Below are 21,931 nucleotides of genomic sequence, written 5' to 3'. Positions count from 1 at the left end.
CGGCATTTTAGCGCGCCGGCCGCCTCGCGGGCATGAACCCTCCATTGCACGACAACCGGCCCGACAGCATACGATGGCGCCCATGGAATCCCAGGACACCTCCTTCCTCCGCACCCTGTGCAGCCTGCGCTGGCTGGCCTGCGCGGGCCAGGCCGCCACCATCCTCGTCGCCACCTGGCTGCTGGGCCTGGAACTGCCGCAACAGCAGCTGTGGGCGGGCGTGTTCGTACTGGCCCTGTTCAACCTGTACGTCCAGCTGCGCGTGCACGACTCCAACCCGGCCCCGGTCACCGCCTTCGGCCATATCCTGGTCGACGTGACGGTGCTGACTTGGATGGTGGGCTGGAGCGGCGGCATCGCCAACCCGTTCGGTTCGCTGTTCCTGATCCTGATCGCGCTGGCCGCGCTGGCCCTGCCCCTGCGCTGGACCCACGCGGTGGCCGCCGCCTGCGTCGGCGGCTATGCGCTGAGCGCGGTGTTCGGCCTGCCGCTGCAGGGTGGCTACTTCAACTCGATGGACCTGCACCTGTGGGGGGCGGCGGCCAACTTCCTGCTCTCCAGCGTGGTGGTGCTGGTGTTCTCCACCCGGCTGGCCGCCGCGCTGCGCGAGCGCGAGAACCAGCTCGCGTTGCTGCGCGAGCGCTTCGTCCGCAACGAGGGCATCGTCGCGCTGGCCACGCATGCGGCCTCGGTCGCGCATGAATTGAACACGCCGCTGGCGACGATGACACTGCTGGTCGATGACATCGCCGAACAGGGAAACGACAACCTGGAAATGCGCGAGGACCTGGAGACCCTGCGCGGCCTGCTGGTGCAATGCCGCGAGCGCGTCCTGGCGCTGGCCGCCCCGGCCGAAGGCGCGCGCAGCCGCGCCGACGTCTCCATCGGCCATGTCCTCGAACAATGGCGGCTGGTGCGCCCGACCATCCAGCTGCGCCGCAATGCCAATGCCCCGCTCGAGCTGAAGCTGGACCCGGGCGTGGGCCACCTGCTGCAGGTGCTGCTCAACAATGCCGCCGATGCCGGCGAGCGCAGTGGACGGGCGCAGGTGGACCTGGACATCCGCGTGCGTGACGGCCAGCTCTACGGTGAAGTGCGCGATTACGGTCCCGGTTTCAATGCCAACGATGCGGCGTTGCCGGGCACACTGTTCAACAGCGGAAAAACCGATGGCATGGGCGTGGGATTGGCCCTGTCCCATGCCACCATGGAGCGCCTGCATGGCGAGTTGTGGATGCGTCCGGCCGAAGGCCAGGGAGCACGCGTCGGCTTCCGCCTGCCGTTGAACACCACCGAGGTAAATGCATGACTGCTCCCGCTTCCCACGGCCTGCTGGTCGATGATGACCCGCTGTACCTGCGTACCCTGCAACGCACGCTGGCGCGGCGCGACATCCAGACCGTGACCGCCACCGACACCGTCAGCGCGCTGCAGCTGGCCACCCAGACGCCACCGGCATTCGCCCTGATCGACCTGAAGCTGGGCACCGAATCCGGCTTGAACCTGATCCAGCCGCTGCGCGAACTGCGCCAGGACATGCGCATCCTGCTGGTGACCGGCTATGCCTCGATCGCCACCGCAGTGGAAGCGATCAAGCTCGGTGCCGATGACTACCTGCCCAAGCCGGCGACCGTGCAGATGATCCTGCGTGCGCTGGGCGAGGATGACGAGGGCGGCGAAGAGCCGGACGACGTCGAGCCGCCGGATTCGATGACCCCGATCAGCCGCCTGCAGTGGGAACACATCCAGCAGGCCCTGCATGAAACCGGCGGCAACGTCTCGGCCGCCGCACGCCTGCTCGGCATGCACCGCCGCTCGCTGCAGCGCAAACTGACCAAGCGCCCAAGCCCGGAACGCGACCCGAACCGATAGGCCCGGCAGCAGCGACTTCCGTCGCGAAGCAAGCGTCGCTGGCGAGCCCCCAAAGCCCCCTCCCCAGCCCTCCCCTTCGCTGCGCGAAAGGGAGGCGGCGCAAACGAAAACGCCGTGCATCGCTGCACGGCGTTTTTACATCAACCTGCGCGCGACAATCAGCGCAGCAGCGCCAGCGCCTCGCGCGTCACCGGATCGGCGATCTCCACCGCCTGCCCCTGCAACGCCGGCAGCAACTGGTTGGCCAACTGCTTGCCCAGCTCCACGCCGAACTGGTCGAACGCATTGATGCCCCAGACCAGCGACTGCACGTACACCGCATGTTCGTACATCGCGATCAGCGCCCCCAGCGACTGCGGGGTCAGCGAATCCAGCAGGATCAAGGTGCTCGGACGGCCGCCCGGGTACTGCCGGTGCGGGTCTTCGCTGTCCTGGCCGTTGGCCAATGCCTCGGTCTGCGCCAGCAGGTTGGCCAACAGTGCCTGGTGGTTGACCGTGTACGGATCATCATTGCGCACGCAACCGATGAAGTCGGCCGGCACGATGCTGGTGCCCTGGTGCAGGGCCTGGAAGAAGCTGTGCTGCACGTCGGTGCCGGCACCGCCCCACCACACCGGCACGGTGTCCACGTCGACCGGGCTGCCGTCGAGCTTGACCCGCTTGCCCAGGCTTTCCATCACCAGCTGCTGCAGGTAGGCCGGCAGCAGCGCCAGGCGCTGGTCGTAGGTCATCACCGCGTGCGTGGCGTAGCCGAGCACGTTGCGGTTCCAGATGTCGGTCAAGGCATGCAGCACCGGCAGGTTGCGGTCCAGCGGCGCACTGGCGGCGTGGGCATCCATTTCCGCCGCACCGGCCAGCAACTGGCCGAAGCGCTCGAAGCCGATGGCCAGCGCGATCGGGAAGCCGACCGCCGACCACAGCGAATAGCGCCCCCCCACCCAATCCCACATCGGCAGCACGCGCTCGGCGGCGATCTCGAACGCCTTGGCCGCGCGCTCCGGATTGGCGCTGACCGCGTACAGGCGCGCGCTGCCACCCAGCCAGTCACGCAGGATCGCGCCGTTGAGCAGCGTCTCCTGGGTACCGAAGGTCTTGGAGATCAGGATGCCGGCGGTGGTCGCCGGGTCCAGCGTAGCCAGCGTGCGCTGCATCGCCGCGCCATCGACGTTGGAAACGAAATGCACGCGGAAGCGCGCGCCGCTTGCCGGACGCAGCGCATCGGCCACCAATCGCGGGCCCAGGTCCGAACCGCCAATGCCGACGCTGACGATGTCGGTGACATTGCTCGCTTCCAGCTGCTGGATCAGCGCACCCATGCGCTGCTGCACCGCCACCGCCTCGGCGTTGGCCGCAACTGCGACCGGCGCCTGGCTGGCGTTGCCGCGCAGGGCGCTGTGCAGCACCGCGCGGTCCTCGGTGATGTTGATCCGCTCACCGCCGAACAGGCGCTGGAAGCCGCCGGTGACATCGCGCGCGGCGGCCAGCTCCAGCAACGCCTGCAGGGCGGCGGCGTCGTACTTCTGTCGTGCGAAGTTCACATACAACGGACCGACCTTGAGCGCCAGGCGTTTCACCCGGTCCGGCTCGGCGGCCAGCAGCGTGGGGATACCCGTGCCCTGCAAGCGCTGGGCGTGGGTGCGCAATACGTCGAATCCGTTGTACGTGGTCATGCGGCCTGTGTAGGGATGCTGTCGTTGGTGTGGGAAATGCGGTTGTCGCCATCGACGTAGACCAGCTTCGGCTTGAAGCGGCTGGCTTCTTCCTCGCTCATGCTGGCGAAGGCGGCGATGATGATGATGTCGCCCACCTGCACGTGGCGCGCGGCGCCGCCGTTGAGCGAGATGATGCCGCTGCCGGCTTCGGCACGCAGGGCGTAGGTGGTGAAGCGCGCACCGTTGGTCACGTCCCAGATGTGCACCTGTTCGAACTCGCGGATGCCGGTGGCCTGGAGCAGGTTGTCATCGATGGCGATGGAGCCTTCGTAGTTCAGCTCCGAGTGCGTGACGGTGGCGCGGTGGATCTTGGTCTTGAGCAGGGAAAGTTGCATGGCAATGCCGAAAACTGCGTGTGAAAGCGCGCAGTCTAGCACCCGCATGACGGCTTGCCCGCACTGCAACAAGCGTGTTCCCGGGGACGGGGCCCGAAGACGCCGATGGCGCCACGAGGGCGCCATCGGCAGTCAGGAACAGGCATCGGCGGGACAGGCGAAGTCCCCTTGCTGCCCCATTCAGAACTCGACGTTGTCGATCAGGCGGGTGCTGCCCAGCTTGGCGGCCACCAGCGCCACGCGGGCACCGTCATGACTGTTCCCCGGCTCGCCCAGATCCGGCAGCCGCACCACCGCGTAGTCCACCTGGAAACCGGCCGCTTCCAGCTGTGCGGCGCCGTCGGCCTCGACCTGCTCGCGCGTGGCGCCCGCCAGGTAGGCCTCACGCATGGCCAGCAGCACGCGCCGGATCACCGTCGCCTGCGGACGGATCTCCGCGGTCAGGTACTGGTTGCGCGAACTCATCGCCAGGCCATCGCCTTCACGGACGATCTCGCCGCCGAGGATCTCGATCGGGAATGCCAGGTCGGTCACCATCTGACGGATCACCGCCAGCTGCTGGTAGTCCTTGCGGCCAAACGCGGCCACGTCGGGCTGCACCTGGTTGAACAGGCGGCTCACCACCGTGCAGACCCCGTCGAAGTGGCCGGGGCGGAAAGCCCCTTCCAGCAGGGCGCTCACGCCCGGCACATGGACATTGGCGGCCAGACCCACGCCAAACGGGTACATCGATTCGACCGTCGGCAGCCACAACACGTCACAACCAGCCTGTTCAAGGCCGGTGGTATCGGCCTCCGGGGTACGCGGGTAACGGGTGAAATCCTCGTTCGGACCGAACTGGGTCGGGTTGACGAAGACGCTGGAGACGATCCGGTCAGCGTGCTGGCGCGCCAGCTTTACCAGCGAATAATGGCCGGCATGCAGGTTGCCCATGGTCGGCACGAAGCCCACGCGCAGCCCATCGCGCTTCCAGCCGGCAACGATGGCACGCAGCCGGGCAAGGTCGGTAACGGTCTCGATCATGATGCGTACGCATGCTCCGCGTCGGGGAAGGTACCGGCGCGCACGGCGTCGGCGTAGGCCTGTACGGCACCGGCGACCGAGCCGCCTTCGGCCAGGAAGTCCTTGACGAACTTGGGCCGGCGATGGCCGCTGTCCAGGCCGAGGAAGTCGTGCAGCACCAGCACCTGGCCATCGCAGTCCGGGCCGGCACCAATGCCGATGGTCGGCGCGCTGACCGCGGCGGTGACGCGCGCGGCGACCGGGCTGGGCACGCATTCGAGCACCAGCAGGCTGGCGCCGGCGGCGACCACGGCCTTGGCGTCATCGACCAGTTGCTGGGCGGCATCACCTCGGCCCTGCACGCGGTAGCCACCCAGGCGCAGCACCGACTGCGGGGTCAGGCCCAGGTGCGAGCACACCGGGATTTCACGCTCGACCAGGTGGCGGATGATGTCCAGCTTGAAGCCGGCACCTTCGATCTTGACCATCTCCGCGCCGGCCTGCAGCAGCTGCAGCGAGGCCTCCAGCGCGCGCTCGGGGGTCGCATCCGCACCGAACGGCAGGTCGGCCACCAGCAGCGCACGCTGCAGCACGCGCGACACCGCGCGGGTGTGGTAGACCATGTCGGCCACGGTCACCGGCAAGGTGGAATCGTGCCCCTGCACGACCATGCCCAGCGAATCACCGATCAGGATCAGGTCCACGCCGTTGGCATCGAAGGCGCGGGCGAAGCCGGCGTCGTAGGCGGTCAACATCACCAGCTTCTGGCCGTTGCGCTTGGCGTCGGCCAGGGCCGGGACGGTCCAGGGTTTGCTGTCTGCGTGTGTGCTCATATGGGGGTAACGCTTGGTGATAAGCCGAGCATTATCCCCCTATCGGCGCGATGTCGCAGGTTTTGATGACAGCAAGTGTGTCCCGCACCGTTCCATGGCCCGGGATAAGCGCCAGCGGTGCCACGTCGGCCAACGGCAGCAGGGCGAAGGCACGCTCGTGCAGGTAGGGATGGGGCACTTTGAGTTGCGGCAGATCGATGACCTGCTCGCCATAGAGCAGCAGGTCCAGGTCCAGCGTCCGCGGCCCCCACTGCTCGCCCGGGTTGCGGACCCGCCCGAAGGCCTGTTCGGTGGAGAGCAGCTCGGCCAGCAACTCCGGCGCTGGCAGGCTGGTCTCCACCGCGGCGGCGGCATTGATGAAGTCCGGCTGGTCCTGCTTGCCCCAGGCCGGGGTGCGGTACAGGCGCGAGGCCGCCAGCAGCCGCGTCTGCGGCAGCCGGCCCAGCGCCTGGATCGCGGCGCGCACCGTGCCGGGCGCGTCGCCGAGATTGGCGCCGAGCCCGATGCAGGCCATCACCATCGTGGCTTACTCGCCCGATACCGCGCCGCCGGGGCGCCGGCGGCGCCGGCGGCGGCGACGCGGCGCCTCGCCGTCCTGCTCGGCATCGACCTCGGCGTGGATCGACTCCAGACTCGATTCCAGCTCGCGGCCGTTCTGCTGCTGTGCTTCCTGCCAGAACGCGATGTCCTGCTCATGCTCCGGCGAGGCCACCTGGCGCAACACCAGGAAGTCGAACGCGGCCCGGAAGCGCGGATGGGTCAGGGTGCGGAACACGCGCTTGCGCTGGCGCGAGGCGAAACGCGACTGCAGCAGCCAGATCTCCTGCATCGGCAGCGAGAAGCGGCGCGGCAGGGCGATCGTGCTCAACTGGTGCAGGGTCACCCGGTCGGCGGCGCGACGCTGCGCCTCTTCCGGGGCCAGGCCCTGCTTCTGCAGGCCGATCAGGGTCCGGCAGAACGCCGGCCACAGCAGCAGCGCGAACAGGAAGGCCGGCGAGACCGGCTCGTCGTTGGCCACCCGCTCGTCGGTGCTGCGCAGGCCGGCGATGACCATCCGGCGCAACGCACCGGTACGGTTGCTCTTCAGCGCGGCGGCGCTCTCCGGGAACAGCACCTGCAGCAGGCCGTAGCGCTCCAGGCCCTCGAAGCTGGCCACGCCGTGGCCGGCCAGGAACAGCTTGAGCACTTCCTCGAACAGTCGTGCCGGCGCGGCCTCATTCAATAGCGTGGCCAGGCGCGGGATCGGCTCGGCGGTCGGCCCGTCGATCTCGAAGCCCAGCTTGGCGGCCAGCCGCACCGCGCGCAGCATGCGCACCGGGTCCTCGCGGTAGCGCTGCTCGGGGTCGCCGATCAGGCGCATGCGCCGGGCCATCACGTCCTCGAAGCCGCCGACGTAGTCGCGGACCGAGAAATCCTCGATGGCGTAATAAAGCGCGTTGCAGGTGAAGTCACGGCGGACCGCATCGTCCTCGATGCTGCCGTACACGTTGTCGCGCACCAGCATGCCGTTCTCGACCTCGCGGTCGCCGCTGCCGTCATCGCTGTTGGCGCGGAAAGTGGCCACTTCGATGATCTCGCGGCCGAACACGACATGGGCCAGGCGGAACCGCCGCCCGATCAGCCGGCAGTTGCGGAACAACTGCTTGACCTGCTCGGGGGTGGCGTCGGTGGCCACGTCGAAGTCCTTGGGCCGCCCGTCCACCAGCAGGTCGCGCACGGCGCCACCTACCAGGTAGGCACCAAAGCCGGACTCGCGCAGGCGGTACAGCACCCGCAGCGCATTGGGGCTGATGTCCTTGCGCGAAATGGTGTGCTGGTCGCGCGGGATGACATGCAGCGTGAATGGTGTTGTAACTGGGGAATTGATGGTGGCGCTTCCAATTGGGTTTACGGGATTGCCGAACGGCAACCAGGTGCATATACTAGCGCGCTCGCCAGACGCGACCAAACGCTCCCTTCGTCTAGTGGTTAGGACGTGGCCCTCTCAAGGCTAAAACAGGGGTTCGAGTCCCCTAGGGAGCGCCAACTCCGTCTGCGATACATCAAGAGCCCCGCCCTGCGGGGTTTTTTGTTTTGCGGCCCAGCCCCCTGCCAGGCCCCGCGGCCTGCCGCGAACGAACATCCCCCCGCCCTGCCACGGCATCCTGCACTAGAATTGCCGGGCTCAAAGCCGGACCCCGCCATGCCTTTCGTCGTTACCGAAAACTGCATCAAGTGCAAACACACCGATTGCGTTGAAGTCTGCCCGGTGGATTGCTTCCATGAAGGCCCGAACTTCCTGGTCATCGACCCGGATGAATGCATCGACTGCACCCTGTGCGAGCCGGAATGCCCGGTCAACGCCATCTTCCCGGAAGACGACGTGCCGGCCGGCCAGGAGGTCTTCGTCGGCCTCAACGCCGAGCTCGCCAAGGAGTGGCCGGTCCTGACGGTGCGCAAGGACCCGCCGGCCGACGCCGCCGACTGGGACGGCAAGCCGGACAAGCTGAAACTGCTCGAGCGCTGATCGCGCCGCAGCTCCCCCTATGAAAACGGGCGCCCTGGGCGCCCGTTTTCGTTGCTGGCAGCGGTCCGGCCTCAGCCGGCCAGCTTGGCCTTGAGCGCGGCGATCAGCTTGACCGCGGCCGCGTCCGTCGCCGGCATGCCGCGCGGGTCCACCGCCGACACGTAGGCACCGGCATCCACGGCCACCACGCGCACCAGGAAGTTGCTGCCTTCGTAGCCGACATCATAGGAGCCCAGCAGCTGCGCGCGGCTGGCGATGGTCACCCCTTCGATGCCGCCGAGGGCGTCACCCACCTTGCCGAACACCTCGTCGCGGCTGCCGGCGGCGGTAAAGCCGCTCTGCGAGGAGGCCACGCTCGCCTGCGAAGCGGCCACTGGCTTGTTGGCCGAGGCCAGCGCCGGGATGGCCGCGGCACCGGAGGTGTTGGGCAGGTTCAGATCCGGCGGGACTTCCAGCGGGCGGGCTTCCGGCGCCAGGGCGTAATCGCCGCGCGCACCGCGGTGGCAGCCGGAGGCGGCAATGGTCGCAACGGCCAGCAACGCCAGCGAAAGCACGCGAACAGTAGAGGTTTGACGCATGGGTGAATCTCCGAGGTTCAGGCCGCTGCGATCAGCGGCTGGATAGTTCTTCCAGCGCACCCACGTCGGCGGCCAGATGGTCGGCAGCAGTGTGATGCGGCGCGGAAAGCGGGAGCAGCGGCAGGCGCAGCCCGTGACCGATGCCAATGCGCTGCAGCAGCGCCTTGACCGGGATCGGGTTGGACTCGACGCCACAGAAATCGTGGTACGGCTGCAGGCGGGCATCCCAGGACTCGGCGGCCTCGTGCTGGCCGGCACGGGCCAGGTCGCACAGGGTCCGGTAAGCGCCCGGCAGGACATTGGAACCGACCGAGACCAGGCCATCGGCACCGGCCAGGATCGAGCGCGCGGCGGTGCCGTCATCGCCGCTGAGCAGGGCGAACGTGTCGCTGCGCAGCTCCAGCAGCGCCCTCAGGCGCGCCATGTCGCCCACCGCTTCCTTGATGCCGACGATGTTCGGGTGCGTGGCCAGCTGGGCCACCGTCTCCGGCAGCAGGTCGCAGCCGGTGCGGCCCGGCACGTTGTACAGCACCACCGGCAGCCCGCCCTGCTCGGCCACCGCCAGGTAGTGCTGGCGCAGCCCTTCCTGGGTCGGCCGCACGTACGGCGGGGTGACCACCAGCGCGTGGGTCGCGCCATTGGCGGCGGCACGCCGGGTCAGCGCGATGGTTTTCGCGGTACCGGACAGGCCGGTGCCGGCCATCACCGGAATTTTGCCGCCGAAGGCCGACACCGCGCTGCGCAGCAGGCTGTCGTACTCCTCGTCGGACAACGTGGCGGCCTCGCCGGTGGAACCGGCGACGACCACGCCCTGCACGCCGGCCTGGCGCTGCAATGCAAGCAGCCGCTGCCAGGCGTCAGGATCCAATGCGCCGTCTTCCCTGAACGGGGTGGCCAGCGCGGTGATGAGACCAGTAATGGACAAGGAATCGTCGCTCTTCGTGGGGGTAAAGAAGCCCGCAAGACGGCGGGTTCGTGACCAAAAGCATGTTACTTGCCGGTCGAAAGCAGGGGCAAGTATGCTGGACGCCAGTGAACGGGCCGCCAGCGGCGCCGTTCAGACTCTCCAGCATTCCGGAACCACCTTGACCGACACCACGCCGCGGCCGCTGCCGACTGAAAACCACCTCCTGATCAACGCCTACACGACGCATCCGGAGTCCCCCCTGCTGTCCGTCACCCGTCGCATCGCCGACAGCGGCTGCAATCTGGTCGACGCCCGCCTCTCCACCGTCGGCCGTGATGTCTCGGTCACCACCCTGGCCACCGGCTCATGGGATGCCGTGGCCAAGCTGGAAGCCATGCTGTCGCGCCTGGAGCGCGAGGAAGGCCTGAAGCTGGTGTGGTACCGCACCGCCGCCAAGCAGGTGCAGTCCAACCTGCTGCCGTACATCGTCGAAGTGATCGCCGCCGACAAGCCGGGCATCCTGTTCCAGCTGGCCGACTTCTTCGACCGCCAGGGCATCACCATCGAGAACCTGCAGAGCACGCGCTACCAGGCCATGCAGACCGGTGCGGAGATGTTCTCCGCGCAGATCACCATCGGCGTGCCTTCCAACATGCACATCGCGGCATTGCGTGACGACTTCCTCGAATTCTGCGACCACCTCAACCTGGACGCGATCATGGACCCGATGAAGTTCTGACATTCGCGCGCCCGTCACAGGCGCGCGGCGTTTCATGTGATTGCAATCGAATTACCCCAGGCTCCGGAAAGGATCCAATGAACATCGGCGACACCCTGGACCGCACGACCCTCGACCTCCCGCTGCCCCTGTCCGGCGGCGCCACCACCACCCTCGCCGAACAGGCCGGCCACTGGCTGGTGCTGTACTTCTACCCGAAGGACAGCACCCCGGGCTGCACCACCGAGGGACTGGACTTCAACGCCCTGCTGCCCAGGTTCAAGCGTGCCGGCGCGCAGGTGTTCGGCGTCTCCCGCGACTCGGTCAAGTCGCACGACAACTTCTGCGGCAAGCAGGGATTCAAGTTCCCGCTGATCAGCGACGCCGACGAGGCCCTGTGCACGGCCTTCGACGTGATCAAGCTCAAGAACATGTACGGCAAGCAGGTGCGCGGCATCGAGCGCAGCACCTTCCTGATCTCGCCCGACGGCACGCTCGTGCAGGAATGGCGCAAGGTCAAGGTTGCCGGCCATGCCGACGCCGTGCTGGACGCCCTGAAGGCCGCCCAAGCCAAGTGACCCACCTCCCGTACCAACCCACGCCACCGCCCGGCCCCGCGGCGGGGGGGCGTGACCCTGTCCCGCCACCAGGAATCGACGATGACCCGAGGCAAGCGCATCTACGTACTGGATACCAACGTGCTGATGCACGATCCGACCGCGCTGTTCAAATTCGAGGAACACGATGTCTACCTGCCCATGCAGGTGATCGAGGAGCTGGACAACGGCAAGAAGGGCACCACCGAAGCGAGTCGCAACGCCCGCCAGGTGAGCCGCTTCCTCAACGAGCTGATCGAGGCGGCCGGCATCAACAGCGTCAACGAGGGCGTGCCGCTGCAACGTCCGCAGGGCCTGCAGCTGCGCGGCGCGCAGAGTGCCGGCCGCCTGTACTTCCAGACCAGCCATTTCGACGCTGGCAAGAGCTTTGGCAAGGTCATCCCGGACAACGCCATCCTCGGCGCGATCCTGGCGCTGAAGGAGCAGCACCCGGAAACACCGGTGGTGTTCATTTCCAAGGACATCAACCTGCGCATCAAGGCGGCCATCGCCGGCATCGACTCGGAGGACTACGAGAACGACCGCGCACTGGACGACTTCAGCCTGCTCTACACCGGCGCCAACGCGCTGCCGGAAGACTTCTGGAAGAAGCACACCGACGACCTGCGCAGCTGGAGCGACAAGGGCCGCACCAGCTACGAGATCCGCGCCACCGACGACGAGGACTGGCATCCCAACCAGTACGTCTACCTGCCCGGTGACGACGAGGTGGAACTGAAGGTCGCCAAGGTCGAGGGCGATGGCCGCGTCGTGCTCAGCCTGGTGGATGATTTCCGCCATGGCTCGCATTCGGTCTGGGGCATCACCGCGCGCAACCGCGAGCAGAACTTCGCGCTCAACGCACTGATGGACCCGGAGATCGACTTCGTCACCCTGCTCGGCACCGCCGGCACCGGCAAGACCCTGCTGGCGCTGGCCGCCGGCCTGGCCCAGACCATGGATACCCAGCGCTACCGCGAGATCATCATGACCCGCGCCACGGTCAGCGTCGGCGAGGACATCGGCTTCCTGCCCGGCACCGAGGAAGAGAAGATGACGCCGTGGATGGGCGCGCTGACCGACAACCTGGAAGTACTCACCCACAACCAGGAGGGCGGCGCCTGGGGCCGCGCGGCCACCAACGACCTGCTCGCCAGCCGCATCAAGATCCGCTCGCTGAACTTCATGCGCGGGCGCACCTTCCTGTCGCGCTACCTGATCCTGGACGAGGCGCAGAACCTCACCCCCAAGCAGATGAAGACGCTGATCACCCGCGCCGGCCCGGGCACCAAGATCGTCTGCCTGGGCAACGTGGAGCAGATCGACACGCCGTACCTGACCGAAACCACCTCCGGCCTCACCTACGCGGTGGACCGTTTCAAGAATTGGCCGCACAGTGCGCACATCACGTTGCGCCGGGGCGAGCGTTCGCGCCTGGCCGATTACGCCTCGGAGGTCCTGTGAAACACCTGCATGCCCTGCTGTCGGCCGGCGCGATCCTCGCGCTGGCCGCCTGCACCCCGTCCAACGTCAAGCCCGGCGCCCTCGTGCCGACCGCGATCAAGGCCGGGCAATCCTGGGTGGTCACGCGTCCGGTTGTCGCCGCGCAGGTGCTGGACACCTGCTCGCGCGACAGCCCGGCCCGCCATGCCGGCGCGGTAACCGGCTATTGGGCTCCCAGCCGCAGCGATGTCGATGCACTGGAAAGCCACCTGCCGCAGCTGTCCGCCTCGGTGCCGGATGCTGCGCAGTCCAACCGCCAGTACGTCGGCTTCGAATCCGAAGGCAGGCGCCTGATCTACGTCAACGCCTTCCCGCTGCCGGACCACAGCGAGATCAACCCCGCGCGTGAAGCCATCCGCGTCTGCGATGGCGGTCGCCAGTTCTGGGGCGCGGTCTACGACCCGCAGGCCGGCAGCTTCTCCGACGTGCAGTTCAACGGCCCGCCCGCGACGCCCTGAGTGCGAGGGACGTGGGAATACGCCTGCCCACCTGGGTCTGGATTGGTGCCGTCGCACTGTCGTGCGTTGCCGGCATGGTCAACGTGGTCGGCTTTCTCGGCTTCGAGCACCAGGCCGTCAGCCACCTGACCGGCAGCACCAGCCAGCTGGGCATGGCACTGGCCCAGGGAGACTGGCGCAGCGTCGGCCACCTCTGGGGCCTGCTGATCGCCTTCTCGCTGGGCGCCATGCTCAGCGGGCTGCTCATCCAGGACAGCACCCTGCAACTGGGGCGCCGCTACGGCGTGGCCCTTGCGCTGGAATCGATGCTGCTGTTGCTGGCCATTCCCCTGTTCAAGCAACACCAGGTGTGGGGCGCGATGTCCGCGGCCATGGCCTGTGGCCTGCAGAACGCGCTGGCCACCACCTTCAGTGGCGCGGTGGTGCGCACCACCCACCTCAGTGGCATGTTCACCGACCTGGGCATCGGCCTCGGGCATCTGCTGCGCGGCCTGCCACTGCAATTGCGAAGACTGACCCTCAGCGGCCTGATCATCAGCGGCTTCCTCGCCGGCGGCGTGATCGGCGCCTGGCTGTTCGTGCGCTGGCAGTACGACGCGCTGCTGGTCCCGGCCCTGCTGACCGGCCTGACCGGCCTGGGCTACGTGCTGTACCGCCAATGGACGCTGTTCCGGCATCACTGAGGCAGGCAGCGCGCAAACACTGCACAATCGGCGCATGACGCCTTCCACGCCCGTTTCCGCCCTGACCATCGCCGGCTCCGACAGTGGCGGCGGCGCCGGCATCCAGGCCGACCTCAAGGCCTTTGCCGCCCATCGCGTGCACGGGCTGTCGGCCATCGCCGCGCTGACCGCGCAGAACACCCGCGGCGTCACCGCCGTGCATGTCCCGCCGCTGGGCTTCCTGCGCGCCCAGATCGACGCCTGCTTCGACGACTTCGACATCCATGCCGTCAAGCTGGGCATGCTGGCCAATGCCGAGGTGATCCATCTCGTCGCCGATGTACTCGAACAACGCCGTCCCGCCCACGTGGTGCTGGACCCGGTGATGGTCGCCACCAGCGGCGCCAAGCTGCTCGAAGACAGCGCCCTGCAGGCCATGCGCGAGCGCCTGGTACCGCTGGCTACGCTGCTCACCCCCAACACCCCCGAGGCCGAGTTGCTGCTCGGCCGACGCATCACCCATGCCGGTGACGCCGAGGACGCCGCCGCCGCATTGATCCAGCTCGGGGCCGGCGCCGTCCTGCTCAAGGGCGGCCACCTGCACGAAGGCAGCCGCGTCATCGACCGCTATTTCGACGGTGTCAGCAGCGAGGAGTTCAGCCACGCACGACTGCCGGTGGACGCCCATGGCACCGGCTGCACGCTTGCCTCGGCCATCGCCGCCCAGTTGTGCCGCGGCCTGAGCGCGGCCAACGCCTGCGAAGCGGCGATCGACTACGTCGCACGCGGCCTGCGCGGCGGCTACCTGCCCGGCCGCAGCGAGGTCATGGTGCTGGATCACTTTGGCGCGGCACCCTCCGCATGATCGGCGAGGCCCGCTTGGACGTCACCACGCCCGATGGGCACCGTTTCGAACTACTGGCGCAGTTGCCTGACCGCCCCATTGCCAGCCTGCTGTGGCTGCCCGCTCTGGGTGTCGCCGCCCGGCACTACCTTCCCTTCGCCGAAGCATTGGCGGCACGCAACATCGCCGTGTTCCTGCATGAGTGGCGTGGCAATGGCAGCAGCAGCCTGCGCCCGGGCCGCCACCAGGACTGGGGTTACCGCGAGCTGCTGCAGCACGACCTGCCCGCCGCCGAAGCCGCGCTGCACGCTGCACTGCCGGGCCTGCCGATGCGCCTGGGCGGGCATAGCCTCGGCGGACAGCTCGGCAGCTGTTACGCCGGCCAACGGACCGACGAACTGGATGCGCTCTACCTGGTCGCCAGCGGCACGCCATGGTGGCGCAGCTTTCCCCCGCCCCGTGGCTACCTGCTGCCCTTGGCCTATCGCTTCCTGCCCTGGCTCGCCGATCGCAATGGCACCCTGCCCGGACGTCGCGTGGGTTTCGGCGGTACCGAGGCCCGCGGCCTGATCCGCGATTGGGCCCGCGTCGGCCTCAGCAACCACTACGCCGCCGCAGGACTGGATGCGGACCTGGAGGCGGGGCTGCGCCGCATCCAGGCGCCGGTCGCGGCCGTTGTGTTCGATGCGGACTGGCTGGCACCGGCCAGCTCCATGCGCGCCCTGTTGGCGAAGATGCCGACTGCTCCGAGCACGCTGCAATTACTGTCTTCGACCCAGCTCAACGCCCGTGCAGATCACTTCCACTGGATGAAATCTCCGCAGGCCGTCGCCTCGGCATTGCTTCATCACGATGATTAAGAAAATTTCACAAAAGCGTTGACGCAGCCGCAGCATATCCGCATAATCTCGCTCCTGACGACGCGCCCGTAGCTCAGTTGGATAGAGTACCTGGCTACGAACCAGGCGGTCGGGAGTTCGAATCTCTCCGGGCGCACCACGTCAGAAAGCAGAATTCAATTCTGCATGCTTCAAAACCTAATGAAATATGCGCCCGTAGCTCAGTTGGATAGAGTACCTGGCTACGAACCAGGCGGTCGGGAGTTCGAATCTCTCCGGGCGCACCATTTCAATAAAAAACAGCAGGCGCAGCCTGCTTTTTTTATGCCCGTCATCTAGGCAGCCCCACCTACCCCCCCCTCCCTCGCACGCGCTCACGCCGCCACAAGGTAGCCGCGCACGCACCCGGCACGAAGCAACCCTCAGACGCGCGCGATCACAGCGCCACGCGCAACATACAGCTCCGCCGCCACCCCAGGCCGCCTGCATCACCCCGGCAGGCGTGCACACACTGGCGCGCACCAAGCAAGGCAACAGGACCACGCACCACTCGCCACCACGGCCCCCTGCCGCTTCATGCTTCACCGTGCGCACCACGCATGCAGGCTCCCGCCTGAGAACGCCCTCAAGGACATGCCCGAAGCAACGCATGCAATTCACCACGACATCACCTCAACCCACTCGCGGCACTGATGACAACGAAGCCGGCAGGCTTCGAACATACGCGCATGCGTCGCACGCCGAGGCAGTATCACGGGCAATAAAAAAGCCCCTGAAAAGGGGCTTTTTTTGACTGGCGGAGTGAGAGGGATTCGAACCCTCGATAGAGCTTTTGACCCTATACTCCCTTAGCAGGGGAGCCCCTTCGGCCTCTCGGGCATCACTCCGTTTTTCTTGCCCGCTGCGTATTCCGTAGCGGGGCGCGAAGAATAACGTTAAACGAGGTGAAAGGTAAACCCTTATTCGGAAGTTTCTTCACTTCCCGATGCACCCGCATCATCGCCACGCTGGATGCGCTGGAAAATCTCCTCGCGATGCACTGCCACATCCTTCGGCGCGGTGATACCGATACGTACCTGGTTGCCCTTGACACCGAGCACGGTCACGCTGACCGAGTCGCCAATCATCAGGGTTTCGCCTACACGGCGAGTCAGGATCAACATTTTTGCGAATCTCCATGGAACCGGGGGGGCTTCCCGCCGGCATTGGCGCGCTTTGAAGCGATGCGCCCCACGACAAAGGGAAAAGACTCCCAATGTTAACGGCAGGGCGCAAAGACCTTCAAGGCGGATTTCTGTTCATGTTCAGGTCAAATGCGGCTTTATCCACGCCAGCACACCGTCAAGGGCCGACACGAGCTTCGGACCATCCTCACCGCCACCCTGGGCCATGTCTGGACGGCCGCCGCCCTTGCCTCCGATCTGACCGGCGACATGGGAGAGCAGTTCCCCGGCCTTGACCTTGCCCAGTGCGGCGCCATTCACACCGGCGACCAGCGCCGCCTTGCCGTCCTGCACGCCCGCCAGCAGGATCACCGCGTCGCCCAGTTGCTGCTTGAGACGGTCCATGGTGTCGCGCAGGGCCTTGGCGTCAAAGCCTTCCAGGCGGGCGGCAAGCACCTTCACGCCGCCAACCTCAATGGCCGAGGCGCCCAGGTCCTCGGTCGCACCGGAGGCCACCTTGGCCTTGAGTGCTTCCAGCTCGCGCTCCAGCTTCTTCTGGCGCTCGCCCAGCTGGCGGATCTTGTCCACCACGTCCCCTGCACTGCCGCCCAGCAACTGGGCCGCATCATGCAGGCGCTGCTCCTCGTCGGCCACATAGTCCAGCGCGCCCTGCCCGGTCACCGCCTCGATGCGGCGCACGCCCGAGGACACACCGCCTTCGGAGGTGATCTTGAACAGGCCGATGTCACCGGTGCGCGACACGTGCGTGCCGCCGCACAGTTCGGTCGAGTACTCGCCCATCTTCAGGACACGCACGTGCTCGCCGTACTTCTCGCCGAACAGCGCCATCGCACCGAAATCCAACGCTTCCTGCATGCCCATGTTGTGCACTTCGGCCGCATTGTTGGCACGCACCTGCTCGTTGACCTTGCGCTCGATGACAGCCAGCTCTTCGGCCGTGATCGGCTGGAAGTGCGAGAAGTCGAAGCGCAGGCGATCCGGTGCCACCAACGAACCCTTCTGCTGCACATGGGTGCCCAGCACTTCGCGCAGGGCCGCGTGCAACAGGTGGGTAGCGGAGTGATTGAGGATGGTGGCGCCACGACGCTGGGCATCCACCTGCCCGGCCAGCACGTCACCGATCTTCAGGGCACCCTGCTTCAACGTACCGACATGGCCGTGGAACTGGCCCGCGAACTTCTGCGTGTCGCCGACGGCGATCTGCAAGCCGTTGCCCACCAGCGTACCGGTATCACCGACCTGGCCACCGGACTCGGCGTAGAACGGGGTCTGGTCAGTCAGCACGATGACCTCATCACCGGCCTGGACGCTCTCCACCGGACGACCATCCTTGAGCAGCGCGACCACGGTCAGGCCATCGGCCTGCAGGCGGTCGTAGCCCAGGAACACGGTCGGCTTCAGCGTAGCGACCAGTTCGGCGGACAGCGTCACACCACCGCCGAACTTGCCGGCTTCGCGGCCCTTGCGGCGCTGGTCTTCCATTGCGGCGTCGAAGCCGTCGGTGTCCACGGTCAGGTCACGCTCGCGCGCGATGTCCTGGGTGAGATCAAGCGGGAAGCCATACGTGTCGTACAGGCGGAACGCATCCACGCCCGGGATCACGCCATCGCTCACCTTGGCGGCGACGTCATCGAAGATCTTCATGCCGGCGTCGAGGGTTTCGGCAAAGCGCTCCTCCTCGGCCTGCAGGGCACGCACGACCGTATCGACCTGCGCCGGCAGCTCCGGATAGGCCTCGCCCATCTGCTCGACCAGGGTCGGCACCAGTTTGCTGAAGAACGGCTGGCGCACGCCCAGCATCCACCCATGGCGCAATGCGCGACGGATGATGCGACGCAGGACGTAACCACGGCCTTCGTTCGACGGCAGCACGCCATCAACGATCAGGAACGAACAGGCGCGGATGTGATCGGCGATCACGCGCAACGACTTGTTCTCCAAGTCGGCCGTGCCGGTCAGCTCGGCGGCCTTGCGGATCAACGCCTGGAACAGGTCGATTTCATAATTGGTATGCACATGCTGCAGGATCGCCGCCAGGCGCTCCAGGCCCATGCCGGTATCCACGCACGGCGCCGGCAATGGCTGCAGCGAGCCGTCAGGCTGGCGGTCGAACTGCATGAACACCAGGTTCCAGATCTCGATGAAGCGGTCGCCATCCTCGTCCGGCGAGCCCGGGGGACCACCGGCGATATGCGCACCGTGGTCGTAGAAGATCTCGGTGCAGGGGCCACACGGGCCGGTGTCGGCCATCTGCCAGAAGTTGTCCGACGCGTACGGTGCACCCTTGTTGTCGCCGATGCGCACGATGCGCTCTTCCGGGATGCCCACCATGTCACGCCACAGCGCATGGGCTTCGTCGTCGGTGTGATAGACGGTGACCAGCAGGCGCTCGGCCGGCAGCTTCCAGACCTGGGTCAGCAGTTCCCACGCCCAGGCGATGGCTTCCTTCTTGAAGTAGTCACCGAAGGACCAGTTGCCCAGCATCTCGAAGAACGTGTGGTGACGGGCGGTGTAGCCCACCGAGTCGAGGTCGTTGTGCTTGCCACCGGCACGCAGGCAGCGCTGGACGTCGGCCGCGCGCACGTAGCTGCGCTTCTCCGCCCCCAGGAACACGTCCTTGAACTGCACCATGCCGGAGTTGGTGAACAGCAGGGTCGGGTCATTGCCCGGCACCAGCGGCGCCGACGGCACGATGGTGTGGCCCTTGCTCTTGAAGAATTCGAGGAAATCGCTGCGGATCTGGGAGGTAGTGAATTTGACAGGTGTATTCATGGGGACTGGCAATAAGCTGGCAGACGGGTCCCGACCACCCTGGCGGGCACGGGAATTCGGGACAACCGAAACCCTGAAAGGGTATCAGGCCCAGCCCTCTCAGTCCTCTGGATCGTATCGGGTGGCGCTGCGGATACAGCTGCCGTCAAACCCGCGCCGGGCCAACAGGTCCGCGGCCTTGCGCCGTTGCGGCAGTTCCTGCGGGCCGTCCTCGCCAAAACGGCGGCATACCAGCTCACGGGCGTTCTCCGCCCAATCGCCCTCGAACGTGGCCATCGCGGCCTCGATCTGCTCCCCGCTCAACCCATGGGTGCCCAGTTCGGCCCGGATATGCAACGGCCCATAGCCGGTATTGGCCCGGTTGCGGACCAGCGCTTCGGCGAAGCGGGTATCGTCCTGCCAGCCCTCCTCGGCCAGCCGGTTCACGGCGGCGTCCACCGCTTCGGCCTCGATGCCCCGGGCCTTCAGCTTGCGGCCAAGCTCCTTGCGCGAATGCTCGCGGCGCACCAGCAGGCCCAGCGCCCGCTGCAAGGGGGTCTGCTCACGGCGGCGCTTGCCCTTGCCGGCCGCTGGCTCCTCAAATTCGCTCATTGCGTCCATCACCCTCCAGGATGACGCCATCCCTGGCACAACGGCTCCTGGATAAAATGCCGCGGGAGCGGGACGACGTCACTGACGATGCGCCGCCCGCCCCCACGGGAAACTCATTCCTCGTCCTGCTCGTCGTCGCCTTCTTCACGCGCCGCTTCGGACGGCTGGAACTTCTCGCGCAGCTCGGCTTCCAGGCGCGCGGCGACCTGCGGGTTGTCGCGCAGGTAACCACGGGCGTTGTCCTTGCCCTGGCCGATCCGCTCGTCGCCGTAGCTGTACCAGGCACCCGCCTTCTCGACGAGCTTGGCGTCCACGCCCATGTCGATCAGCTCGCCTTCGCGCGAAATGCCCTCGCCATAGAGGATCTCGGTGATGACCTGCTTGAACGGCGGGGCCAGCTTGTTCTTGACCACCTTGATCTTGGTCTGGTTGCCGATGATCTCGTCACCCTTCTTGATCGCGCCGATGCGACGGATATCCAGGCGCACCGAGGCGTAGAACTTCAGCGCATTGCCGCCGGTGGTGGTTTCCGGGCTCTGGCCCGGCATCATCACGCCGATCTTCATGCGCAGCTGGTTGATGAAGATCACCAGCGTGTTGGAACGCTTGATATTGCCTGTCAGCTTGCGCAGCGCCTGGCTCATCAGGCGGGCCTGCAGGCCCGGCAGCTGGTCGCCCATCTCGCCTTCGATTTCCGCCTTCGGGGTCAGTGCAGCCACCGAGTCGATCACCAGGATGTCCACCGAGCCCGAACGCACCAGCATGTCGGCGATTTCAAGTGCCTGTTCACCGGTATCGGGCTGGGACAGCAGCAGGTCATCCACGTTCACGCCCAGCTTGGCGGCGTAGATGGGGTCCAGCGCGTGCTCGGCGTCGATGAAGGCGGCGGTGCCGCCCAGCTTCTGGCACTCGGCGATGGCCTGCAGGGTCAGGGTGGTCTTGCCGGAGGACTCCGGGCCGTAGATCTCAACGACGCGGCCCTTCGGCAGGCCACCAATGCCCAGCGCGATATCCAGCATCAGCGAGCCGGTCGGGATGGCCTCGACGGGCTCGACCACACGGTCACCCATGCGCATCACCGAACCCTTGCCGAACTGCTTTTCGATCTGGCCCAGTGCAGCGGCGAGCGCGCGCTTCTTGTTCTCGTCCATCGGGTTCGTCCTCGTCGTTGATTTCGTAGATTTCGTCATGGGGTCCACTGTAGGGGTGTCGTATCGCAAAGGCTGAGACTGGCGGCGAGACGACAAAATTATTGGGCCGGCAAGGATACCGGCAGCAGCACAACCAGCCCTCTAACGTAAGAAAAACAGGTGGTTATGGCTGTGCAATCCGTCCCCATCAGCGGTTCGGCCGGAGCAGGCCGCAATACAGGCCTTCAATCGAAAAGTCCTGGTCGGGCAGCACTTCGATCGGCGCGTAGTCGGGATTGCGGGGCAGCAGGCGGATGCGGTCCTTGGCGATCTTGAGCAGCTTGACCGTGATCTCCTCATCGATCCGCGCCACCACGATCTGGCCCGAGCGCGCGTCACGGGTGCGGTGCACGCCGATCAGGTCGCCATCGAAGATGCCCTCGTCGATCATCGAATCGCCCTGCACCTTGAGCAGGTAGTCCGGCGCCGGCGAGAAGAACACCTTGTCCAGCACCACGAAGTCATCCGAGCCGATGTCCGCGCCGATCGGCAGGCCCGCGGCCACGCGCCCCAGCACCGGCAAGCGCAGGATCTGGTCGTTGGCGGCAGGCAGGGCCGGCACGGCGGCGTCTGTCCCGGCCGAGGGGCGTACCACGCGGATACCACGCGCCCGACCCGGCACGCGCTCGATGGCGCCGGCCGCTTCCAAGGCATCCAGGTGATATTGGGCCGAGCGCACGCCCTTGAAGCCAAAGGCACGTGCGATCTCGGTCTGCGATGGGGGCACGCCCTCGGCTTCGATGCGCTCGGCGATCAGGTCGAGGATGGCCTGCTGGGTATCGGTCAGGTTCATGGTTAGTAGTATTGCTACTAACAAAACCCGCCGTCA

23 protein-coding genes and 4 tRNA genes are annotated in these 21,931 nt (G+C 66.7%); 13 read left to right on the top strand and 14 right to left on the bottom strand.

The window, feature by feature from the left end; all coding sequences use genetic code 11:
* Nucleotides 1-82: 82 nt before the first annotated feature.
* The gene (locus VA603_RS16300) at nt 83-1,309 is read left to right on the top strand and encodes an ATP-binding protein (protein ID WP_132862804.1); all 1,227 of its coding nucleotides are present in this window, start codon (nt 83-85) and stop codon (nt 1,307-1,309) included.
* Entirely contained in the window at nt 1,306-1,872 is a 567-nt protein-coding gene (locus VA603_RS16295; protein ID WP_132862803.1) for a response regulator transcription factor, read from the top strand. The genes VA603_RS16300 and VA603_RS16295 overlap by 4 nt, the downstream gene beginning before the upstream one ends.
* Before the next feature lie 158 nt (nt 1,873-2,030).
* Here the strand turns inward: VA603_RS16295 and pgi are convergent, their stop codons facing one another.
* The 6 genes from pgi to pcnB all read right to left on the bottom strand — a co-directional run bounded on the left by pgi (nt 2,031) and on the right by pcnB (nt 7,663).
* Complete coding sequence (pgi, locus tag VA603_RS16290) at nt 2,031-3,542, bottom strand: glucose-6-phosphate isomerase (protein ID WP_323439455.1); 1,512 nt, start codon at nt 3,540-3,542, stop codon at nt 2,031-2,033.
* A complete protein-coding gene (gene panD, locus VA603_RS16285; RefSeq protein WP_192288096.1) occupies nt 3,539-3,919 on the bottom strand; it encodes an aspartate 1-decarboxylase in 381 nt (126 codons plus the stop codon). Before panD ends, pgi begins: the two co-directional genes overlap by 4 nt.
* 180 nt (nt 3,920-4,099) lie before the next feature.
* Nucleotides 4,100-4,942 carry a pantoate--beta-alanine ligase gene (panC, locus tag VA603_RS16280; protein WP_323439454.1) on the bottom strand — a complete coding sequence of 281 codons (843 nt, stop codon included), beginning with the start codon at nt 4,940-4,942 and terminating at the stop codon, nt 4,100-4,102.
* Nucleotides 4,939-5,754 (bottom strand): 3-methyl-2-oxobutanoate hydroxymethyltransferase, encoded by an 816-nt coding sequence (panB, locus tag VA603_RS16275; RefSeq protein ID WP_132862799.1) that lies wholly within the window; start codon nt 5,752-5,754, stop codon nt 4,939-4,941. Before panB ends, panC begins: the two co-directional genes overlap by 4 nt.
* Before the next feature lie 31 nt (nt 5,755-5,785).
* Nucleotides 5,786-6,274: a 2-amino-4-hydroxy-6-hydroxymethyldihydropteridine diphosphokinase gene (gene folK, locus VA603_RS16270; RefSeq protein WP_132862798.1), complete on the bottom strand. Its 489-nt coding sequence runs from the start codon at nt 6,272-6,274 to the stop codon at nt 5,786-5,788.
* A gap of 6 nt (nt 6,275-6,280) precedes the next feature.
* Complete coding sequence (gene pcnB, locus VA603_RS16265) at nt 6,281-7,663, bottom strand: polynucleotide adenylyltransferase PcnB (RefSeq protein ID WP_425603743.1); 1,383 nt, start codon at nt 7,661-7,663, stop codon at nt 6,281-6,283.
* 41 nt (nt 7,664-7,704) lie between these two features.
* Between pcnB and VA603_RS16260 the strand changes: the two genes are divergently transcribed.
* Both VA603_RS16260 and fdxA read left to right on the top strand, forming a co-directional pair.
* Nucleotides 7,705-7,779, top strand: a tRNA-Glu gene (locus tag VA603_RS16260).
* Nucleotides 7,780-7,936: 157 nt separating this feature from the next.
* Entirely contained in the window at nt 7,937-8,260 is a 324-nt protein-coding gene (fdxA, locus tag VA603_RS16255) for a ferredoxin FdxA (RefSeq protein WP_132862797.1), read from the top strand.
* 71 nt (nt 8,261-8,331) lie between these two features.
* On the opposite strand, the gene VA603_RS16250 is transcribed toward fdxA, so the two are convergent.
* Together VA603_RS16250 and dapA are read right to left on the bottom strand one after the other, a co-directional pair.
* A complete protein-coding gene (locus tag VA603_RS16250) occupies nt 8,332-8,838 on the bottom strand; it encodes a hypothetical protein (protein ID WP_323439453.1) in 507 nt (168 codons plus the stop codon).
* Between the two features lie 31 nt (nt 8,839-8,869).
* Nucleotides 8,870-9,763, bottom strand: a complete 894-nt coding sequence (dapA, locus tag VA603_RS16245) for a 4-hydroxy-tetrahydrodipicolinate synthase (protein WP_323439452.1) — start codon at nt 9,761-9,763, stop codon at nt 8,870-8,872.
* A gap of 160 nt (nt 9,764-9,923) precedes the next feature.
* Between dapA and VA603_RS16240 the strand changes: the two genes are divergently transcribed.
* The 9 genes from VA603_RS16240 to VA603_RS16200 all read left to right on the top strand — a co-directional run bounded on the left by VA603_RS16240 (nt 9,924) and on the right by VA603_RS16200 (nt 15,652).
* Nucleotides 9,924-10,484: a glycine cleavage system transcriptional repressor gene (locus VA603_RS16240; RefSeq protein ID WP_132862794.1), complete on the top strand. Its 561-nt coding sequence runs from the start codon at nt 9,924-9,926 to the stop codon at nt 10,482-10,484.
* 77 nt (nt 10,485-10,561) lie between these two features.
* Nucleotides 10,562-11,041 (top strand): peroxiredoxin, encoded by a 480-nt coding sequence (locus VA603_RS16235; protein ID WP_323439451.1) that lies wholly within the window; start codon nt 10,562-10,564, stop codon nt 11,039-11,041.
* Nucleotides 11,042-11,122: 81 nt separating this feature from the next.
* Nucleotides 11,123-12,523 (top strand): PhoH family protein, encoded by a 1,401-nt coding sequence (locus tag VA603_RS16230; RefSeq protein WP_132862792.1) that lies wholly within the window; start codon nt 11,123-11,125, stop codon nt 12,521-12,523.
* A gap of 5 nt (nt 12,524-12,528) precedes the next feature.
* Nucleotides 12,529-13,020 carry a hypothetical protein gene (locus tag VA603_RS16225; protein ID WP_425603742.1) on the top strand — a complete coding sequence of 164 codons (492 nt, stop codon included), beginning with the start codon at nt 12,529-12,531 and terminating at the stop codon, nt 13,018-13,020.
* Between the two features lie 11 nt (nt 13,021-13,031).
* Nucleotides 13,032-13,703, top strand: coding sequence for a YoaK family protein (locus tag VA603_RS16220; RefSeq protein WP_323439450.1), 672 nt, complete (start codon nt 13,032-13,034; stop codon nt 13,701-13,703).
* Between the two features lie 34 nt (nt 13,704-13,737).
* On the top strand, nt 13,738-14,547 hold the full coding sequence (thiD, locus tag VA603_RS16215; protein WP_313251290.1) for a bifunctional hydroxymethylpyrimidine kinase/phosphomethylpyrimidine kinase: 810 nt from the start codon (nt 13,738-13,740) through the stop codon (nt 14,545-14,547).
* Nucleotides 14,544-15,386 (top strand): alpha/beta hydrolase family protein, encoded by an 843-nt coding sequence (locus VA603_RS16210; RefSeq protein ID WP_323439449.1) that lies wholly within the window; start codon nt 14,544-14,546, stop codon nt 15,384-15,386. Before thiD ends, VA603_RS16210 begins: the two co-directional genes overlap by 4 nt.
* Before the next feature lie 62 nt (nt 15,387-15,448).
* Nucleotides 15,449-15,525, top strand: a tRNA-Arg gene (locus VA603_RS16205).
* 50 nt (nt 15,526-15,575) lie between these two features.
* Nucleotides 15,576-15,652 (top strand) — tRNA-Arg (locus VA603_RS16200).
* A gap of 507 nt (nt 15,653-16,159) precedes the next feature.
* Here the strand turns inward: VA603_RS16200 and VA603_RS16195 are convergent.
* The 6 genes from VA603_RS16195 to lexA all read right to left on the bottom strand — a co-directional run bounded on the left by VA603_RS16195 (nt 16,160) and on the right by lexA (nt 21,895).
* A tRNA-Ser gene (locus VA603_RS16195) sits at nt 16,160-16,252 on the bottom strand.
* A 72-nt stretch (nt 16,253-16,324) separates the two neighbouring features.
* Nucleotides 16,325-16,528: a carbon storage regulator CsrA gene (gene csrA, locus VA603_RS16190; protein WP_132862742.1), complete on the bottom strand. Its 204-nt coding sequence runs from the start codon at nt 16,526-16,528 to the stop codon at nt 16,325-16,327.
* A gap of 141 nt (nt 16,529-16,669) precedes the next feature.
* Nucleotides 16,670-19,321, bottom strand: coding sequence for an alanine--tRNA ligase (alaS, locus tag VA603_RS16185; RefSeq protein ID WP_323439448.1), 2,652 nt, complete (start codon nt 19,319-19,321; stop codon nt 16,670-16,672).
* A gap of 99 nt (nt 19,322-19,420) precedes the next feature.
* The gene (gene recX, locus VA603_RS16180; protein WP_132862740.1) at nt 19,421-19,912 is read right to left on the bottom strand and encodes a recombination regulator RecX; all 492 of its coding nucleotides are present in this window, start codon (nt 19,910-19,912) and stop codon (nt 19,421-19,423) included.
* Between the two features lie 113 nt (nt 19,913-20,025).
* Nucleotides 20,026-21,063 carry a recombinase RecA gene (recA, locus tag VA603_RS16175; protein ID WP_132862739.1) on the bottom strand — a complete coding sequence of 346 codons (1,038 nt, stop codon included), beginning with the start codon at nt 21,061-21,063 and terminating at the stop codon, nt 20,026-20,028.
* A 187-nt stretch (nt 21,064-21,250) separates the two neighbouring features.
* Nucleotides 21,251-21,895, bottom strand: coding sequence for a transcriptional repressor LexA (lexA, locus tag VA603_RS16170; protein ID WP_132862738.1), 645 nt, complete (start codon nt 21,893-21,895; stop codon nt 21,251-21,253).
* Between the last annotated feature and the right edge of the window lie 36 nt (nt 21,896-21,931).

The sequence above is a fragment of the Stenotrophomonas capsici genome (assembly GCF_034961085.1).
Lineage (GTDB): Bacteria > Pseudomonadota > Gammaproteobacteria > Xanthomonadales > Xanthomonadaceae > Stenotrophomonas > Stenotrophomonas capsici.
The sequence above is the reverse complement of the archived record's forward strand: the minus strand, read 5'-3'. Positions and strand labels throughout refer to the sequence as shown.

Bases quoted from the DNA above. Each gene is read 5' to 3' on its own strand.
- VA603_RS16300 (WP_132862804.1), top strand. From the start codon at position 83: ATGGAATCCCAGGACACCTCCTTCCTCCGCACCCTGTGCAGCCTGCGC.
- panC (WP_323439454.1), bottom strand. From the start codon at position 4,942: ATGATCGAGACCGTTACCGACCTTGCCCGGCTGCGTGCCATCGTTGCC.
- thiD (WP_313251290.1), top strand. From the start codon at position 13,738: ATGACGCCTTCCACGCCCGTTTCCGCCCTGACCATCGCCGGCTCCGAC.
- panD (WP_192288096.1), bottom strand. From the start codon at position 3,919: ATGCAACTTTCCCTGCTCAAGACCAAGATCCACCGCGCCACCGTCACG.
- csrA (WP_132862742.1), bottom strand. From the start codon at position 16,528: ATGTTGATCCTGACTCGCCGTGTAGGCGAAACCCTGATGATTGGCGAC.
- VA603_RS16230 (WP_132862792.1), top strand. From the start codon at position 11,123: ATGACCCGAGGCAAGCGCATCTACGTACTGGATACCAACGTGCTGATG.
- recA (WP_132862739.1), bottom strand. From the start codon at position 21,063: ATGGACGAGAACAAGAAGCGCGCGCTCGCCGCTGCACTGGGCCAGATC.
- lexA (WP_132862738.1), bottom strand. From the start codon at position 21,895: ATGAACCTGACCGATACCCAGCAGGCCATCCTCGACCTGATCGCCGAG.
- folK (WP_132862798.1), bottom strand. From the start codon at position 6,274: ATGGTGATGGCCTGCATCGGGCTCGGCGCCAATCTCGGCGACGCGCCC.
- VA603_RS16250 (WP_323439453.1), bottom strand. From the start codon at position 8,838: ATGCGTCAAACCTCTACTGTTCGCGTGCTTTCGCTGGCGTTGCTGGCC.
- VA603_RS16235 (WP_323439451.1), top strand. From the start codon at position 10,562: ATGAACATCGGCGACACCCTGGACCGCACGACCCTCGACCTCCCGCTG.
- VA603_RS16210 (WP_323439449.1), top strand. From the start codon at position 14,544: ATGATCGGCGAGGCCCGCTTGGACGTCACCACGCCCGATGGGCACCGT.
- alaS (WP_323439448.1), bottom strand. From the start codon at position 19,321: ATGAATACACCTGTCAAATTCACTACCTCCCAGATCCGCAGCGATTTC.
- recX (WP_132862740.1), bottom strand. From the start codon at position 19,912: ATGAGCGAATTTGAGGAGCCAGCGGCCGGCAAGGGCAAGCGCCGCCGT.
- pgi (WP_323439455.1), bottom strand. From the start codon at position 3,542: ATGACCACGTACAACGGATTCGACGTATTGCGCACCCACGCCCAGCGC.
- fdxA (WP_132862797.1), top strand. From the start codon at position 7,937: ATGCCTTTCGTCGTTACCGAAAACTGCATCAAGTGCAAACACACCGAT.
- panB (WP_132862799.1), bottom strand. From the start codon at position 5,754: ATGAGCACACACGCAGACAGCAAACCCTGGACCGTCCCGGCCCTGGCC.
- VA603_RS16295 (WP_132862803.1), top strand. From the start codon at position 1,306: ATGACTGCTCCCGCTTCCCACGGCCTGCTGGTCGATGATGACCCGCTG.